General features: G+C 68.5%; 15 protein-coding genes and 1 pseudogene. 8 read left to right on the forward strand and 8 right to left on the reverse strand.

What is annotated here, in order from left to right:
• Nucleotides 1–49 precede the first annotated feature (49 nt).
• Complete coding sequence (gene leuS / locus EQ874_RS01310) at nt 50–2,917, forward strand: leucine--tRNA ligase (RefSeq protein WP_129975100.1); 2,868 nt, start codon at nt 50–52, stop codon at nt 2,915–2,917.
• Nucleotides 2,918–2,986: 69 nt separating this feature from the next.
• On the opposite strand, the gene EQ874_RS01315 is transcribed toward leuS, so the two are convergent.
• The 3 genes from EQ874_RS01315 to EQ874_RS01325 form a co-directional block, all read right to left on the reverse strand.
• Nucleotides 2,987–3,646, reverse strand: a complete 660-nt coding sequence (locus EQ874_RS01315) for an IF2 family translation initiation factor (protein ID WP_129975102.1) — start codon at nt 3,644–3,646, stop codon at nt 2,987–2,989.
• A 61-nt stretch (nt 3,647–3,707) separates the two neighbouring features.
• Nucleotides 3,708–4,310 (reverse strand): CsbD family protein, encoded by a 603-nt coding sequence (locus EQ874_RS01320; RefSeq protein ID WP_129975104.1) that lies wholly within the window; start codon nt 4,308–4,310, stop codon nt 3,708–3,710.
• A 71-nt stretch (nt 4,311–4,381) separates the two neighbouring features.
• Nucleotides 4,382–5,209 carry an alpha/beta hydrolase gene (locus EQ874_RS01325; protein WP_064063983.1) on the reverse strand — a complete coding sequence of 276 codons (828 nt, stop codon included), beginning with the start codon at nt 5,207–5,209 and terminating at the stop codon, nt 4,382–4,384.
• 147 nt (nt 5,210–5,356) lie between these two features.
• Here EQ874_RS01325 and EQ874_RS01330 point away from each other — a divergent pair, with 147 nt between their 5' ends.
• The 3 genes and pseudogenes from EQ874_RS01330 to EQ874_RS23020 all read left to right on the forward strand — a co-directional run bounded on the left by EQ874_RS01330 (nt 5,357) and on the right by EQ874_RS23020 (nt 7,060).
• Complete coding sequence (locus tag EQ874_RS01330) at nt 5,357–5,740, forward strand: nuclear transport factor 2 family protein (protein WP_016934902.1); 384 nt, start codon at nt 5,357–5,359, stop codon at nt 5,738–5,740.
• Nucleotides 5,741–5,842: 102 nt separating this feature from the next.
• A pseudogene (locus tag EQ874_RS23410) lies at nt 5,843–6,001 on the forward strand (alpha/beta hydrolase); the annotation flags it as partial.
• A gap of 9 nt (nt 6,002–6,010) precedes the next feature.
• A complete protein-coding gene (locus EQ874_RS23020; RefSeq protein ID WP_207213457.1) occupies nt 6,011–7,060 on the forward strand; it encodes a DUF6777 domain-containing protein in 1,050 nt (349 codons plus the stop codon).
• A 5-nt stretch (nt 7,061–7,065) separates the two neighbouring features.
• Here EQ874_RS23020 and EQ874_RS01345 read toward each other — a convergent pair whose 3' ends face one another.
• Both EQ874_RS01345 and EQ874_RS01350 read right to left on the reverse strand, forming a co-directional pair.
• A complete protein-coding gene (locus EQ874_RS01345) occupies nt 7,066–7,737 on the reverse strand; it encodes an SDR family oxidoreductase (protein WP_064062302.1) in 672 nt (223 codons plus the stop codon).
• A gap of 10 nt (nt 7,738–7,747) precedes the next feature.
• A complete protein-coding gene (locus EQ874_RS01350; protein WP_129975106.1) occupies nt 7,748–8,452 on the reverse strand; it encodes an ElyC/SanA/YdcF family protein in 705 nt (234 codons plus the stop codon).
• A 40-nt stretch (nt 8,453–8,492) separates the two neighbouring features.
• Between EQ874_RS01350 and EQ874_RS01355 the strand changes: the two genes are divergently transcribed.
• Entirely contained in the window at nt 8,493–9,503 is a 1,011-nt protein-coding gene (locus EQ874_RS01355; protein WP_064062304.1) for a PHP domain-containing protein, read from the forward strand.
• A 3-nt stretch (nt 9,504–9,506) separates the two neighbouring features.
• Entirely contained in the window at nt 9,507–10,949 is a 1,443-nt protein-coding gene (locus EQ874_RS01360) for an NAD(P)/FAD-dependent oxidoreductase (RefSeq protein ID WP_129975108.1), read from the forward strand.
• Between the two features lie 3 nt (nt 10,950–10,952).
• On the opposite strand, the gene EQ874_RS01365 is transcribed toward EQ874_RS01360, so the two are convergent.
• Entirely contained in the window at nt 10,953–11,573 is a 621-nt protein-coding gene (locus EQ874_RS01365) for a class I SAM-dependent methyltransferase (RefSeq protein ID WP_129975111.1), read from the reverse strand.
• Nucleotides 11,574–11,658: 85 nt separating this feature from the next.
• On the opposite strand from EQ874_RS01365, the gene EQ874_RS01370 reads away from it, so the two are divergent.
• A complete protein-coding gene (locus EQ874_RS01370; RefSeq protein ID WP_016931776.1) occupies nt 11,659–11,949 on the forward strand; it encodes an antibiotic biosynthesis monooxygenase family protein in 291 nt (96 codons plus the stop codon).
• A gap of 47 nt (nt 11,950–11,996) precedes the next feature.
• On the opposite strand, the gene EQ874_RS01375 is transcribed toward EQ874_RS01370, so the two are convergent.
• Together EQ874_RS01375 and EQ874_RS01380 are read right to left on the reverse strand one after the other, a co-directional pair.
• Nucleotides 11,997–13,025: a pirin family protein gene (locus EQ874_RS01375; protein WP_129975113.1), complete on the reverse strand. Its 1,029-nt coding sequence runs from the start codon at nt 13,023–13,025 to the stop codon at nt 11,997–11,999.
• Nucleotides 13,022–13,936: a fused MFS/spermidine synthase gene (locus EQ874_RS01380; protein WP_115311515.1), complete on the reverse strand. Its 915-nt coding sequence runs from the start codon at nt 13,934–13,936 to the stop codon at nt 13,022–13,024. The genes EQ874_RS01375 and EQ874_RS01380 overlap by 4 nt, the downstream gene beginning before the upstream one ends.
• Before the next feature lie 209 nt (nt 13,937–14,145).
• On the opposite strand from EQ874_RS01380, the gene EQ874_RS01385 reads away from it, so the two are divergent.
• Nucleotides 14,146–15,483: a glycogen debranching protein gene (locus tag EQ874_RS01385; RefSeq protein WP_129975115.1), complete on the forward strand. Its 1,338-nt coding sequence runs from the start codon at nt 14,146–14,148 to the stop codon at nt 15,481–15,483.
• The last annotated feature ends 38 nt before the right edge of the window (nt 15,484–15,521 follow it).

Consider the following 15,521-nt stretch of genomic DNA (forward strand, 5'->3'; position numbering starts at 1 on the left):
GGCACGTTCTACCCTGGTGGGAGCCCTCACACGTCCGGCCGAGTAGATAGTGATCCCCGTGACCCGTCCCGAACAGACCTCCCAGCCCGAACCCGGCAGCACGCCGCAGCATCGGTACACCGCCGAACTCGCGGGGCGGATCGAGCAGCGCTGGCAGGAGCTGTGGCGCGAGCGCGGCACCTTCCACGCCCCCAATCCGGTGGGCGATCTCGCCGGCGACGTGCCCGCCGACAAGCTGTTCGTGCAGGACATGTTCCCGTATCCGTCGGGCTCGGGTCTGCATGTGGGCCATCCGCTCGGCTACATCGCCACCGACGTGTACGCCCGGTTCCACCGCATGCAGGGCCGCAACGTGCTGCACACCCTCGGCTACGACGCCTTCGGTCTGCCGGCCGAGCAGTACGCCGTGCAGACGGGCACGCATCCGCGCACGACCACCGAGGCCAACATCACGAACATGAAGCGTCAGCTCGGCCGCCTCGGGCTCGGGCACGACGACCGCCGCTCGGTCGCGACGACCGACGTCGACTTCTACCGCTGGACGCAGTGGATCTTCCTGACGATCTACAACGCCTGGTACGACCGCGAGGCCGGCCGCGCCCGCCGCATCTCCGAACTCGGAGCCGAGTTCGCGGACGGCACCCGCAGCCTCGGCGACGGCCGTGACTGGGCGTCGCTGTCGGAGGACGAGCGCGCCGCCGTGATCGACTCCTACCGTCTGGTGTACCGCTCGGATTCGCTCGTCAACTGGTGCCCGGGTCTGGGCACGGTGCTCGCCAACGAGGAGGTCACCGCCGACGGCCGCTCCGAGCGCGGCAACTTCCCCGTCTTCCGGAAGAACCTGCGGCAGTGGATGATGCGGATCACCGCCTACTCCGACCGCCTCATCGACGATCTCGAGCACCTCGACTGGCCCGAGAAGGTCAAGTCGATGCAGCGCAACTGGATCGGGCGCTCGCACGGCGCTCAGGTGAAGTTCGCTGTCGCCGAACACGATTCGGCGATCGAGGTGTTCACCACGCGGCCCGACACCCTGTTCGGGGCCAGCTACGTGACCCTCGCTCCCGAGCACGAGCTCGTCGACCGGATCGCCGGTACGTCGTGGCCGGAGGGCGTGGACGAGCGGTGGACCGGCGGCGCGGCCGATCCCGTCGCCGCCGTCGCGGCCTACCGCGCGTCGATCGCCGCGAAGTCCGACCTCGAGCGTCAGGAGTCGAAGGAGAAGACCGGTGTCTTCCTCGGCGCCTACGCCGTGAACCCGGTCAACGGCGAGAAGCTGCCGATCTTCATCGCCGACTACGTCCTCACCGGCTACGGCACCGGCGCGATCATGGCCGTGCCCGCCCACGACCAGCGCGACTGGGAGTTCGCGACCGCTTTCGGTCTGCCGATCCGCGAGGTCATCTCCGGGGGCGACGTCACCGCCGAGGCCTACACCGGCGACGGTGTGCTGGTGAACTCCGGCCTGCTCGACGGTCTCGACGTCGCCGAGGCGAAGAAGACGATCGTCGCGAAGCTCGAGGCGGACGGCGCCGGTCGCGGCACCATCCAGTACAAGCTGCGCGACTGGCTGTTCGCGCGGCAGCGGTACTGGGGCGAGCCGTTCCCGATCGTCTACGACGAGCAGGGACGTGCGCACCCGCTGCCCGAATCCGCTCTGCCGGTGGAACTTCCCGAGGTGGAGGACTACGCGCCGGTCTCCTTCGATCCGGACGACGCCGACTCCGAGCCGTCCCCGCCGCTCGCGAAGGCCACCGACTGGGTGAACGTCGAACTCGACCTCGGCGACGGCCTGCAGCGCTACACGCGCGACACGAACGTCATGCCGCAGTGGGCCGGCAGTTCGTGGTACCAACTGCGTTACATCGACCCCACCAACTCGGATGCCTTCTGCGACAAGGAGAACGAGGCCTACTGGACAGGCCCCCGGCCGGACGTGCACGGCCCGAACGATCCGGGCGGTGTCGACCTGTACGTCGGTGGCGTCGAGCACGCGGTGCTGCACCTGCTGTACGCGCGGTTCTGGCACAAGGTGCTCTTCGACCTCGGCTACGTCACCTCCTCGGAGCCCTACCGGCGCCTGTTCAACCAGGGCTACATCCAGGCCTACGCCTACACCGACTCGCGCGGTGTGTACGTGCCGGCCGACGAGGTCGTCGAACGCGACGGCACGTTCTACTGGACGGGCCCGAACGGTGAGCAGGAAGTCGCCCGCGAGTACGGGAAGATGGGCAAGTCGCTCAAGAACTCGGTCGGTCCCGACCGGATCTGCGACGACTACGGTGCCGACACCCTGCGCGTCTACGAGATGTCGATGGGTCCGCTCGACCAGTCGCGCCCGTGGGCGACCAAGGACGTCGTCGGTGCGCAGCGGTTCCTGCAGCGTGCGTGGCGTCTGGTCGTCGACGAGGAGAGCGGCGACCTGCGCGTCACCGACGAGACCCCGGGCGACGACACTCTGCGGGCGCTCAACAAAGCGGTGGCAGGTGTGTCCGACGATTACGCCCACCTGCGCGACAACACGGCGATCGCCAAGCTGATCGAATACACGAACCACCTGACCAAGCAGTACCCCTCGGGTGCTCCGCGCGGTGCCGTCGAACCGCTCGTGCTGATGCTCGCGCCGGTCGCCCCGCACCTCGCCGAGGAGTTGTGGTCGCGACTCGGACACACGGAATCGCTCGCGCACGGCCCGTTCCCGGTCGCCGACGAGAAGTGGCTCGTCGAGGACAGCGTCGAGTACCCGATCCAGGTCAACGGCAAGGTGCGCAGCCGCATCACCGTCCCGGCCGATGCCGCTCCGGATGCGATCGAGGCGGCCGCGCTCGCCGATGAGAAGATCACCGAACTGCTCGGCGGTGCCGCACCGCGCAAGGTGATCGTGGTTCCCGGCAAGATGGTCAATGTCGTGAAGTAGCAAATTCTTCCGACGGACGAGACCCCGGTGCACAGGGAGCACCGGGGTCTCGTCGATTCACAGCCGGGATCAGGGGTGCTTGTGCTCGATCTTCTCGAACTCGGCGACCTCGCCCGCATCGTGTGCGCGCTCCTCCGCTTCCTTCGCCTCGAGCTGCTTGGCGACGGCCTCCTTGAGGGAGACCTTGGCGGGCTCGGCGGCCTCCTGCTCGGCCTTGCGGATCCGCTCCTCGTCCTTCTTCTTCGCGGTCTCGGCGGCCTGGCGCTTCGCGGCGGCCTCCTGGTCGGCCTTCGCGGTCTCGGCGGCCTTCTTCTGCTCGGCCTCCTTCTCCACCTGCTTCGCGCGTTCCTGCGCACGCTCCCGGGCCTGCCGGACTTCGTTCTCGCGGTCGCGTCGCGCGGCTTCCTGCTCGGCAGCGGCACGTTCACGCGTTCGACGGAGTTCGGCGTCTGCCGCGCGCTTCTCGGCAGCGGCCTGCGCGTCGAGTTTCTCCGCGCGCTTCACCGCGTCGGCGCGTTCGGTGGCGAGCGCCCCGCGCGTGGCGATCTCCCGATCGTCGAGCACGCTGCCGACGATGCCGTCCAGCATGCCCAGTCCCCGCTCGTACATCAGCCGTGGCGGGGCGTCGGTGGGCAGGAACCGCAACTGCTGCTCGATCAATCCCAACGGGAAACGGGCGATCTTGTACTGCAATCGCAGAACACTCTTGGGCAGGGTGGTGAGGTTCATGGGCGCATCTCCAACTTCGGTGGGGGTACAGCTCCGGTAGGGAATGTCGGTGGTGGGTTCGTCAGCGATCCCGCTCGTCGGTGTCCTGCTCGGTCAGGGCGTGATCGAGGGCTTCGGCCTTGCGCCGTTCCTGTTCGGCCTGGAGAAGGGCACGTTCGGCGTCGTGGGAGGCAGCGCGGTGGTCGTTCTGTGCCGCCGAGACCTCCGCAGCGGCATCCATGGCCTGGGCGTTCTCCTCGCGACGTGCCTGCGCTTCCGCAGCCGTGGCCTCGCGGGCGGCGTCGGACTGCTCCCGGACCACATTCTCCTGGTGTTCGAGTTCGGCGGCCTGCTTGCGGATCTGTGCCTCCCGCTCGGCCTGCGACTGCGCCACCTCGGTCCGGTGCTGCACGGCTTCGCGTTCCTGCTGTCCGGCTCGGCGCACGGCGTCGAGTTGTTCCACGGCCTCGTCGCTCTCGGCCTCCGCCATGTGGGAGAGGGTGTCGGCCTTCCTGGTCTGCCGCGCCTGCTCCTGCTCGAGACGGCCTTCGGTGGTGAGGGAATCGTTGCCGGTCAGGGCTCCGGCGACCTCCTTCGCCTTGCCGACCACGGTCTGCTTCAACCCGAGGCGTGCCTTGTCGGATGCATCGGGGCGAGCCCTGTCGGATGCGTTGTCTTCGGCCATGGATCATCTCCTTCCGTACGGGACACGAAGGGGACGGCCCCGTGAGAAGGGGTAGCCCGCCGCGCCGGGCTTCAATCCTCGAGAGACTCGAGAGGGTGGATGTGTGTGCCGACGAAGTCGACGACATCGCCCAGGACCTCGTCGCGGTTGGTCTCGTTGAAGATCTCGTGCCGCGCCTCGGGATAGGTCTTCGACGACGACCCGCGGCCTGCGAACGACGACCATCCGGTCGCGCTGCCGTCCAGGGGAACGAGCCGGTCGTCCTCGCCGTGCAGCCACAGCACGGGCACGTCGTCGACGGCGCCACCGGCGGCGATGGTGTCGAGACAGCTCTTCAGCGCCTGCACGGTGGTGCGCTTGAACGGCCCGTGCCAGACGAGTGGGTCGGCCACGTACGCGCGGCCCACCTCGGGGTCGCGGGAGAGGGTCGACGGATCGATGGGGGTATCCGGGATCTCCTCTGCCGCGAGCAGTGCGTCGACGGCCGCCCAGCTGCCGAGCACCGGACCGGACAGGACGACGGCCGCCAGCTCCGAGCCGTATCTCTGGGCGTATCGGGCGGCGATCATGCCGCCCATCGAGTGCCCGATGAGCACGACCGGCACGTCGGGATGTTCGCGCCGTGCCGTGAGATCGAGCAGCCGGAAGTCGTCGACCACCTTCTCGAAGTCGTCGATCAGTACGCGTTCGCCGTCGCTGAGGCCGTGACCGACGTGGTCCATCGCGTAGACGGCGGCTCCGTCGGCGACCAGGCGCGTGGCCACGTATTCGTAGCGTCCGCAGTGCTCGCCGTAGCCGTGGCACACCAGTGCCACGTAGCGCGGGGTCTCGCCGACCCAGTTCCGCGCTGCGAGAGCGCCGGCGTGTCCGTCGAGGGTGAAGGCGACAGCGTCGATCATCGGGTCTCCGATCGTTCCGGTTGATGGCGATGTCATCGTCCTCCGGCGCGGGGTCCTCCGAGTGGGAATCGTGAGTGCATCCGCAGATCCGCGCCATTATCGTCGAATTGAAACGTGTTCCGGATCCGACCGAGCGGAGGAGGCCTCATGGCAGCGAGCAGGGACGCGATCCGTGCCACCGTCGAGAACTACGTCAAGGCTGTCGCCACGGGCACCGTGGACGACGTGCTCGCCTTGTATGCGGCGGGCGCCACGGTCGAGGATCCGGTCGGCACGCCCGTTCGCACCACCGAGGCCGAGATCCGCGAGTTCTACAAAGTGGTCGAACCGCTCACGCAGACCGCTGGAGTGATCACCCTCAAGATCGCGGAGAACAACGCGGCCTTCGTGTTCCGCCTGGTCACACACCTGGGTGAGCAGGATCTCGTGATGGAGGTCGTCGACGTGATGACCTTCGACGACGACGCGAAGATCACGAGCATGAGGGCGTTCTGGAGCCAGGAGGACATGCAGAGCGTCCCCGCTTCCTGACGGGAAGCCGCATCGTCGAAGTCGACGGTTTCACGTGGAACATCGACGAGCGCGGCGAAGAAACCGCGGTCGCCGATGTGCCCCGGATTCCCCGACCTCGGTCCCGATCCACGAGGGGTGCACCTGCTCGAAGGGTCACGGCATTTCGTGCAGATGGAGCGCCGCGACGAGGTGAACGAGCTGCTCGTACACGTCGTCTCCGGCATCGCGATACCGACGAGAACCGCCGAACAGCCCTTTTGCCGACGATCATCGACCTAGCATGGCGGCGTGACCAGCGACACGATTCGTGGACTCGGGCTGGCACTCGCACTGACGGCACTGGTGGCGGGTGCCTGCTCGTCGGGCGGTTCGGTCGATACGTCGACGCCGGTACACCTGCAGGTCGCCACCGCGCAGGACGATCCGTGGACGCCGCGGCTCGTGCCGCCGCAGGTGCCGGTCGCGGTGCCGCCCCCTCCCCCGGAGGCGGTCGAGGCCGGCGGCGACCCCGTCACCGCTGTCTCCGGAACGCCGGCGGTCCCGGGTGATCGCACCGCGCTCTACGGGGGAAGTCTCGACCGGCCCCTGTGCGACCGCGAAGCGCTCATCGTTCACCTCGAGGAGGATCCGGCCAAGGCCGAAGCGTGGCGCGGTGTCCTGGACGTCGCCGATGTCCGCGGCTACACCGACACCCTCACCGCGGTCCTGTTGCGCGCCGACACCCGGGTCACCATGTACGAATACCGCGACGGTGCCGCGCGCCCCGTGCAGTCGCTGCTCGAGCGCGGCACGATCGTGCTCGTCGACGAACTCGGCGTCCCCCGCGTGCGATGTGTGCGCGGCAACCCGCTGTCCGCGCCGGTGCTCACCGGGAACGACGAACTCGAAGGCCCGAAGTGGCCCGGACTGAACGCCGAGCGGTTGTTCGTCGTCCAACCCGCCGCGGCGCACGTGCGAGAACTGAGGGTCGTCGACATCACGACGGGTGCGATGGTCCCGGTGCCGGTCGGTGACGCTCTGCCGAAGACCACGTCGCCGGCCCCGGAAACTTCGGAGGAATCGCTGCCACAGACCGAGGCGTTGCAGGCACCCGTTCCCGACGTTCCCCAGCCGCGGCGCGACCCCGTGCCGGAAGTCGCCCCGCCACCGCCACCGCCACCGCCGCCACCGGCTCCGGAACCACCGCCGCCACCGCCGCCCGCACCCGAACCGCCGCCGCCTCCGGCCCCGGCACCTCCTCCGGCGCCCGCACCCCCCGCACCTGCACCACCGCCCCCACCACAGATCCAGATCCAGATTCCGGGAGGCCCTCCGGTGGTGATCCCGCTACCGTTCTGACCGGATCAGCGGGGGCGCAGAACGATCTCGGTGGGATGCGCATCCACGGGCGCTTCGACCACCTGCCGCACCGCGCGGGCGACCGATCCGGGGGTGAGGAACTGCGACGGGTCGTACTCGCGACCCTCCGACGCGACGATCGCGCGCTGCATGTCGGTGTCGATCCGGCCCGGGTGGATCGAGGTGACCCGCAGAGCGGGCTCCTCCTCACGGAGCACATCGCCGAACGCGCGCAGCGCGAACTTGCTCGCGGCATAGGCACCCCAGCCGGGACGGGCGCGCAGACCGGCCCCCGAATTGATGAGCACCACGTGCCCGCTCGCGGCCCGCAGGGCCGGCAGCAGCAGCTGGGTCAGTGCGACGACGGCGACCACGTTCGCCTCGAACGTCTCGCGCCACTGCCGTGGTTCGGTGTCGGCGACGGTGCCGAGCTCGGCGACACCGGCGTTGTGGACGAGCACGTCGAGCCGGTCGATGTCCGCCACGGCCGCGGCGACGGCGTCGTGATCGAGCAGATCCACCGGCCACGGCGTGGCGTCGGGGAGTTCCTCGAGGATCGCATCGAGCGACTCGCGACGTCGGCCGCCGAGGAGCAGATCGTGGGTGGGTGCGAGTTCGTGGGCGATCGCGGCGCCGAGACCGCGACCCCCTCCGGTGACGAGAGCTGTGGGGCGCATGGACACGAGCCTAGGAATCCGACGGCGGGGTGGCCACCACACCGTGCTCGAGACCGGACAGGATCTCGGCCAGCCGGTCGTCCGGCGGCGTCGACACCGCCGGGTCGCGGGGAAACCGGAGCTCGAGAAATGCCTTGGGCCGCGACAGCACGTACTCGCGCGCCAGATTCCTGATCCGCGTGCGCGGCCGCACGTCGTTCGCAGCGCGAACCCCGGCGATGTCGATCCCCACCCGCCTGCACAACGCCACCGCGCGCGGCAGGTGGAACGACTGGGTCGTGATCAGTGCCTGTCGCACTCCGTAGGTGGCGACGGCACGCCGGGCGGTGTCGTAGGTGTCGAGACCGTACGGATCGGCGACGATCCGCTCGCGGTTCACGCCCTGCTCGACGAGATACGAGATCATCGCCTCGATCTCGTCGCCCGAGTTTCCCGCCGCATCACCCGAGACGAGCACGGCCTGCACCCGCCCCCGCTCCATCAGCGAGACCGCGACGTCGAGGCGGCTGCGGAGCACCCGCATGGGACGTCCCCGGTGCACCCGCGCACCCGGCACGATCACCACCGGCGCCGCCGGCGCATCGTCCACCTCGTATACGAGGTCCTTCGCCTCGGCCGCCACACGCGCGGAGACGAGTGTCAGCGCGGACACCGCACCGACGGCCAGTGCGGAGACCGCACCGAGAGGAGACGACGACCTGACGGATTCGAGCATGCGTCCCAGATTACGGACGCCCCACGGCCACAATGGAGGGGTGGACCCCGTCGACGCCCTCCGTGAAGTCGCTTTCCGGCTCGAACGCGACCGTGCCGACACCTATCGCGTGCAGGCCTACCGCCGTGCGGCCGAGGTGCTCGCCGACGTGAGCGAACACAAGCGCGAGGTCTTGCGGAAGACCGACTCGTGGACCGACCTGCCGGGCGTCGGGAAGAAGACCGCGACGATCGTTCGCGAGTCGTTCGACGGAGTGCCCGCCTATCTCGCGCAGTTGCGTGAGGAGGCCGAGCCGATCGGGTGCGGCGCCCGCGACCTGCTCGGGTCGCTGCGCGGCGATCTGCACACCCATTCGAACTGGTCCGACGGTGGCAGCCCGATCGACGAGATGCACCGTGTCGCGTCGACGATGATCGGGCACGAGTACTTCGCCCTCACCGACCACTCCCCTCGGCTGAAGGTGGCGAACGGCCTGACCGCGGAGCGATTGCGTCAGCAGCTCGGCATCGTCGCGCAGATCAATGAGAAGAACGGCGGTGCAAGGATTCTCACCGGGATCGAGGTCGACATCCTCGACGACGGTTCGCTCGATCAGGACGAGGCGCTGCTCGCCGAACTCGATGTCGTCGTCGCGAGCGTGCACTCGAACCTGCGGGCCGACCGGTCGGTGATGACGAAACGCATGCTGCGTGCGGCAGCGAACCCCCACGTCGACGTCCTCGGGCACTGTACGGGGAGGCTCGTCGCCGGTGGCCGTGGGAGCCGGCCCGAATCGAAGTTCGACGCCGAGAAGGTCTTCGCCGCATGTCGCGACCACGACACCGCCGTCGAGATCAACTGCCGGCCCGAACGACGCGACCCGCCCTCGCGTCTCGTCGATCTGGCACTCGAGATCGGGTGCCTGTTCTCCATCGACACCGACGCGCACGCACCCGGGCAGCTCGACTGGCTCGGGTACGGTTGCGAACGTGCCGCCGAGCGGGGTGTCGAACCCGAACAGGTGATCAACACCTGGGGGGTCGACGACCTGCTGGCGTGGACCGACAGGTAGGGGATGCACGTGGAACACATCGACGTACTGATCGTCGGAGCCGGACTGTCCGGCATCGGTGCCGGTTACCGGCTGCAGACACGCTGCCCGGATCTCGAGTACGCGATCCTCGAGAGTCGAGAGGCGATCGGCGGTACGTGGGATCTGTTCCGGTACCCCGGAATCCGGTCGGACAGCGACATGTACACGCTCGGTTTCCCGTTCCGCCCGTGGCGGGGCGAGAAGTCCATCGCCGACGGTCCCGACATCCTGCAGTACATCCGCGACACCGCCGCCGAGTTCGGCATCGACAAACGGATCCGGTTCGGCCACAAGGTTATCGACGCATCCTGGTCCTCGGAGGACGCCCGCTGGACGGTCCGCGCCACGACCGGGAGCGGTACCGTCGAGATCTCCTGTACCTTCCTCTACATCTGCAGCGGCTACTACAGCTACGAGTCCGGTCATCTCCCCGACATCCCCGGTCTGCAGGATTTCGCCGGAACCATCGTGCACCCGCAGTTCTGGCCCGACGATCTCGACTACGAGGGCAGGAAGGTCGTGGTGATCGGCAGCGGCGCCACGGCTGTGACGCTCGTGCCCGCTCTCGCGGAGAAGGCCGAGCACGTGACGATGCTGCAGCGCTCCCCCACCTACGTGATGTCGCTGCCTGCGCGCGACCCGATCGCCGCGCGGATACGGCGTGCCCTGCCGGATCCGGTGGCCCACCGTGCGGTGCGGGCGAAGAACGTGGTGCTCAATCTCGGCTTCTACCAGTTCTGCCAGAGATTTCCCTCGGCGGCGAAGCGCGTGCTGCGCACGCTCGTCGCGCGTCGTCTGCGTGGCCGCGTCCCGGTCGATCCGCACTTCTCGCCGCGCTACGACCCGTGGGATCAGCGGCTGTGCGTGGTCCCCGATTCCGACCTGTTCCGCACCCTGCGCGCCGGGAAGGCCGAGATCGTCACCGACCGGATCGACACCGTCACCGAGAAGAGTGTGCGGCTGGAGTCCGGACGAGAACTCGAGGCCGAGATCCTGATTCCCGCAACCGGTCTGCGGTTGGTGCCGGCCGGGGGAATCGAATTCGTCGTCGACGGCGAGAAGATCGACCTCTCCACCCGGTTCATCTACCGGGGCATGATGCTCGACGGCGTTCCCAATGCCGCGATGTGCCTGGGCTACACCAATGCGTCGTGGACATTGCGTGCCGATCTCGCGTCCCTCTACGTGTGTCGGGTGCTGCGGCACATGCGCCGCAACGGCTACCGCTCGGCGGTTCCGAGATATTCGGGCGACGGACGCACCCGTCCGCTTCTCGGTCTCGACTCGGGCTACATCCACCGGGCGGAAGGTGCTCTCCCCAAGCAAGGTTCGCGCAGTCCGTGGCTCATGCGCCAGAACTATCTGCTCGACCTGCCCACCATGCGGTTCGGGCGCATCGACGAGTCGATGGTGTTCACACCCTGACCGTCAGCGCCGGCGCGCCGCCAGATGGACGTCGGGGAAGCGATGGCCGGCGTCGGGACGGCCGACCGTCCGCCACACCTCGTCGAAACCGGCATCGGACAATGCCGCGGCGAGACGATCCGGGTGCCACCGCCATGCCGGCGCCACCGCGTGATCGAACTCGACCACCTCGCCGGGGGTGTCGGTGGTCTGGCCCGCGATGAGCACCACGCCCCCGGACGGGATCCTTTCCGCCCACCCGTCGAGGATCCCGAGGATCTCGGACGGCGCAACGTGGATGAGGCTGTACCGCGCGATGATCGCGCTCGGAACCACTCCGCGCAGCTCGCCGGATCCGAGTCGTGCATCGTCCCGGACGAATCGCAGGGCGGGATGAGCACCCCGCGCGATGCGCAGCATCTCCGTGCTGGGATCGAGGCCGACCACGTCGAGTCCGCGTTCGGCGAGGTCCGCGGTCACATATCCGGGTCCGCACCCCACGTCCAGCACGACGCCCTGCACCGGGCTGTGCCGCACCATCTCGGCGAAGGCGGCGACCGTGTGGCGTTCGAGCGGCGTCAGGTAAGGATCGGGGAACAGTTCGACGTACAGATCCGCGAGAGCGTCGTATCCGGGCTGGGTCACTCCGGCATGGTACGACGGGCCGCGATGAGTTCGACCCCGTTCACAGGTCCTACCGACGACGAGTCGGTTACCGCAGGAGGGATCCATGATCATCGTCGCAGGACATCTCACCGTCGACGCCGAGCGGCGCGAGTCCTACCTGGCGACCTGTGAGGCCGTCGTCGAGGCCGCGCGCAGAGCACCGGGCTGCCTCGACTTCGCCGTCACCGCGGACCTGCTCGAACCCGACCGCGTCTGCATCTACGAACGGTGGGAGTCGCAGGCACACCTCGACACCTTCCGCGGCAGCGGGCCCGGCGACGATCAGGCCCGCTGGATCCGGTCGATGGCGGTGGCCGAATACCGCGTCCCGGATGTGCAACCGTCGAACGAGTAGTTCTCGTCGCAGATCCTGCGGGAGATCGACAGGATCTGCGCACGCGGTCAGCGTTGCTCGAGCTTCTCGTCGGGATACCGGGCGAACCGCCCGGCGTCGCGGTCGTGCACGGGACCGTCGCTGTCCCAGGGCCATCCACCGAATCCGGTGCGACGGTAGTCCTCGAACGCCTGGCGGATGCCGGCCTCGTCGTCGAGCACGAACGGGCCGTACGAGACGACGGGTTCGCCGATCGGTCGGCCCTGCAGCATCAGGATCTGCGTGCCCTCGTCGCCGCCGGTGAGGTGTACCGGCACCGACGCGTCGACAACGATCCCGTGTCCGGACTCGATCGTCCGGTCGCCGATCCGCACCGGGGAGCCGCTGTACACGTACAGGACCCGCTGCGTCCGGTCGCCGCGTGCGGCCGGCAGCTCCCGGCACGCGCCGGACGACAGGTCGATGTTCCAGATCGCCACGTCGGTGTCGGGTCGGGACGCCCACGAATTCGGCGGGGGCGGAGGCGGAGTGGAGCCGTCGAGTTCACCGGCCAGGACCCGGACGGAGACCGTGCGTCCGTCCTCGTCTGCGACCGTCACCGTGGGAGTGTCCTCGTTCCACAGCATCGAGAAGTGCGGGTCGGCGGACTTCGATTCGGCCGGCAGGTTCAACCAGATCTGGAACAACTCGAGCGGGTTTCCCGAATCCTTGTTCAGCAGAGGGAACATCTCGCTGTGCACGATGCCGTTGCCGGCGGTGAGCCACTGCGTGTCGCCCTCACCGAAACGCGCCGCCGCACCCACCGAATCGGAGTGGTCGACGAAACCCGAGCGGACGAAGGTCACCGTCTCGAAGCCGCGGTGCGGATGTCCGGGGAAGCCGGGGACGGTGGTGCCGTGGTACATGCTCCAGCCCGCCGGATTGCCGAAGTCCTGGCCGAGCGGGCGGCCGTCGAGCGATGCGTCGGGTCCGAGATCGTCGTTGCCCGCCGGATAGGCGTCGAGGTGGTGCACGGCGAACAGGAACGGATCGAGCGTCTGCCAGGGCGAACCCAACCGGAACACCTGGAGTACCGGAGTGGAGGCTGCTGAGGTCATGACCGGTGCAACTCTGTACCCGTGCTCTTTGTTCCGGGGGGTGTGGTGGCCTCACTGTCGTCGAGTACCCGCGACCCGGCGGCGAACTTCACCACCTGGTCACCCAGGCGTATCTGTGCGGGTACGGCCCCGCCGAGCAGGTCGCGGGCAAGGGCCGGGGACTCGCCGAGCGGCAGGTCGCTGCCGGCGATGACGACGTTGCCGTAGCGACGTCCCTTGAGCATCGCGGGGTCGGCGATGATCACCGTGTGCTCGAAGACCTCGCCGATCGTCGCGGCCTCACGTTTCGCGACGGCCAGATCGCGGAAGTCGCCGCAGTTGACGACGTAGACACCGCCGGGTGCGAGCACCCGCCGGGCGTGCTGCGTGAACTGGACGGTCGTGAGCGCGACGGGAGTGCGGTTGTAGGCGAAGACATCGCGCACGATCACATCACGGCTCGCATCGGAGAGCGAGGTGAGTACCTGGCGGGCCTCCCCCACCCGGATGCGCAGCAGCGGTGCGCGCGGCAGGTCGAACCAGTGGCGGACGAGTTCGGCGAGGCGGCCGTCTATCTCGACGACGACCTGCCGCGCGTCGGGGTGGACCGCGGCGAAGTAGCGCGCCATCGTGCACGCGCCTCCGCCCAGATGCAGCACGCGCAGTCTCGAGTCGCGGTCGAACCTGCTCTCGACGAGCATCGCGATCCACCGCATGTACTCGAACTCGAGCAGCGCGGGGTCGCTCAGGTCGATGTGCGAGCTGGGCACCCCGTTGATCTCGAGCACCCATCCGTCGGCGAGATAGCGGTCCTTGACGAGCTCGCACGTGCCCGTGTCGATGTCGTACAACCCCTCGACCGGGCCGCCCGGGGCACCCGTCTTCTCCTTGCGCGGCGACGATGCGGCGCGGCCACCTCGTTGCCTGCTCATAGGACGAGCCTAGTACCACCCGCCCGGTGTCCGAGCAGAGGTGGAGCTCCTCCTTGTGCATCATCGAGGTCGCAACGACGCTGATGACGGGCGTGAGGACGAGATCACCGCAGGCGAGCCACCGACCGCGGGTCGCGCCGAATGTGTCGACGCTGTTACAGCTACGGCCCTCGTCGTGCGAATCCGTCCGCACGACCGAGAATGGGGCCATGCCGGACCGAGGATTCACATCCACGCAGCTCGCCGCCCGCGCGGCGTACTTGCTGCGTGGCAACGACCTGGGCACCATGACGAGTGCCGCTCCCAAGCTCTATCCACACATGTGGAGCTGGGATGCGGCGTTCGTCGCCGTGGGCCTCGCGCCGCTGAGTGTCGAACGAGCAGTGGTCGAACTCGACACCTTGCTGTCGGCGCAGTGGAACAACGGGATGATCCCGCACATCGTCTTCGCCAACGGCGTCGACGGCTACTTCCCCGGCCCGTCGCGCTGGGCGGTCTCCGAGCTGGCCGCGCACGCACCGGGTCAGGTGCAGACCTCGGGCATCACCCAGCCTCCCGTGCACGCCGTCGCCGTGCAGCGCATCCTCGAACATTCGAGGCGGCACGGTCGCTCGACGCGTGCTGTCGCCGAGGAGTTCCTGGACCGCCGGTGGGCGGATCTGGTGCGCTGGCACCGCTGGCTCGCCCACGCGCGCGATCTCGACGGCAACGGCCGGATCGCGCTGTACCACGGATGGGAGTCGGGCATGGACAACTCGCCACGCTGGGATGCGGCGTACGCCAACGTCGTCGCAGGTCCGGTACCACCCTTCCACCGTGAGGATCTCGAGCACGTCGCCGACGCCACCCAGCGACCCAGCGATCGTGAATACACGCGTTATCTGTGGTTGCTCGAGGAGATGAAGACGGCGCGCTACGAAGACGGCGTGCTCGCGAAGGCCATGAGCTTCGCGGTGGAGGACGTCTTCGTCAGTGCGGTGTTCTCGTTGTCGTGTGAGGTGCTCGCGACCATCGGCGAAGAGCACGCCCGTCCCAACGCCGATGTGCGCGAGTTGTATTCATGGTCGGACCGATTCCGGAAGGGGGTGATCGCCACGACCGACTCCCGGACGGGAGCGGCGAAGGACTTCGATCTGCGCAGCGGGAAGTGGGTCGCCACCGACACTCTCGCGATGTTCGCCCCGCTGCTGTGCGGTGGGCTCGACCGGCAGGCCGAACGGGCACTGTTGCGCACCTTCGAAGGACCGAAGTTCTGCGGGCATCCGGATCTGCGCTACGCGGTACCGCCGTCCACCTCCCCCGTCTCGGGCGACTTCCGGCCGCGCGAGTACTGGCGCGGACCGGTGTGGCCCGTGATGACCTGGCTGTTCTCGTGGGCCTTTGCTCGTCGAGGTTGGGCCGAACGCGCGAACGTGCTTCGCGCGGAAGGACTCCGGCAGGCGAGCGACGGCACCTTCGCCGAGTACTACGAACCGTTCACCGGCGACCCGCTCGGCAGTATGCAGCAGTCGTGGACCGCCGCAGCGGTATTGGACTGGCTGGGTTAGGCCGCTCCGCGGCCCGTGCGTGGTTTCGGCAACCGCGA

Origin of the sequence: Rhodococcus sp. Q1 (genome assembly GCF_004153645.1) — a bacterium.
Lineage (GTDB): Bacteria > Actinomycetota > Actinomycetes > Mycobacteriales > Mycobacteriaceae > Rhodococcus > Rhodococcus gordoniae.

Bases quoted from the DNA above. Each gene is read 5' to 3' on its own strand.
- EQ874_RS01315 (WP_129975102.1), bottom strand. From the start codon at position 3,646: ATGAACCTCACCACCCTGCCCAAGAGTGTTCTGCGATTGCAGTACAAG.
- EQ874_RS01320 (WP_129975104.1), bottom strand. From the start codon at position 4,310: ATGGCCGAAGACAACGCATCCGACAGGGCTCGCCCCGATGCATCCGAC.
- EQ874_RS01325 (WP_064063983.1), bottom strand. From the start codon at position 5,209: ATGATCGACGCTGTCGCCTTCACCCTCGACGGACACGCCGGCGCTCTC.
- EQ874_RS01330 (WP_016934902.1), top strand. From the start codon at position 5,357: ATGGCAGCGAGCAGGGACGCGATCCGTGCCACCGTCGAGAACTACGTC.
- EQ874_RS01345 (WP_064062302.1), bottom strand. From the start codon at position 7,737: ATGCGCCCCACAGCTCTCGTCACCGGAGGGGGTCGCGGTCTCGGCGCC.
- EQ874_RS01350 (WP_129975106.1), bottom strand. From the start codon at position 8,452: ATGCTCGAATCCGTCAGGTCGTCGTCTCCTCTCGGTGCGGTCTCCGCA.
- EQ874_RS01360 (WP_129975108.1), top strand. From the start codon at position 9,507: ATGCACGTGGAACACATCGACGTACTGATCGTCGGAGCCGGACTGTCC.
- EQ874_RS01370 (WP_016931776.1), top strand. From the start codon at position 11,659: ATGATCATCGTCGCAGGACATCTCACCGTCGACGCCGAGCGGCGCGAG.
- EQ874_RS01375 (WP_129975113.1), bottom strand. From the start codon at position 13,025: ATGACCTCAGCAGCCTCCACTCCGGTACTCCAGGTGTTCCGGTTGGGT.
- EQ874_RS01380 (WP_115311515.1), bottom strand. From the start codon at position 13,936: ATGAGCAGGCAACGAGGTGGCCGCGCCGCATCGTCGCCGCGCAAGGAG.
- EQ874_RS01385 (WP_129975115.1), top strand. From the start codon at position 14,146: ATGCCGGACCGAGGATTCACATCCACGCAGCTCGCCGCCCGCGCGGCG.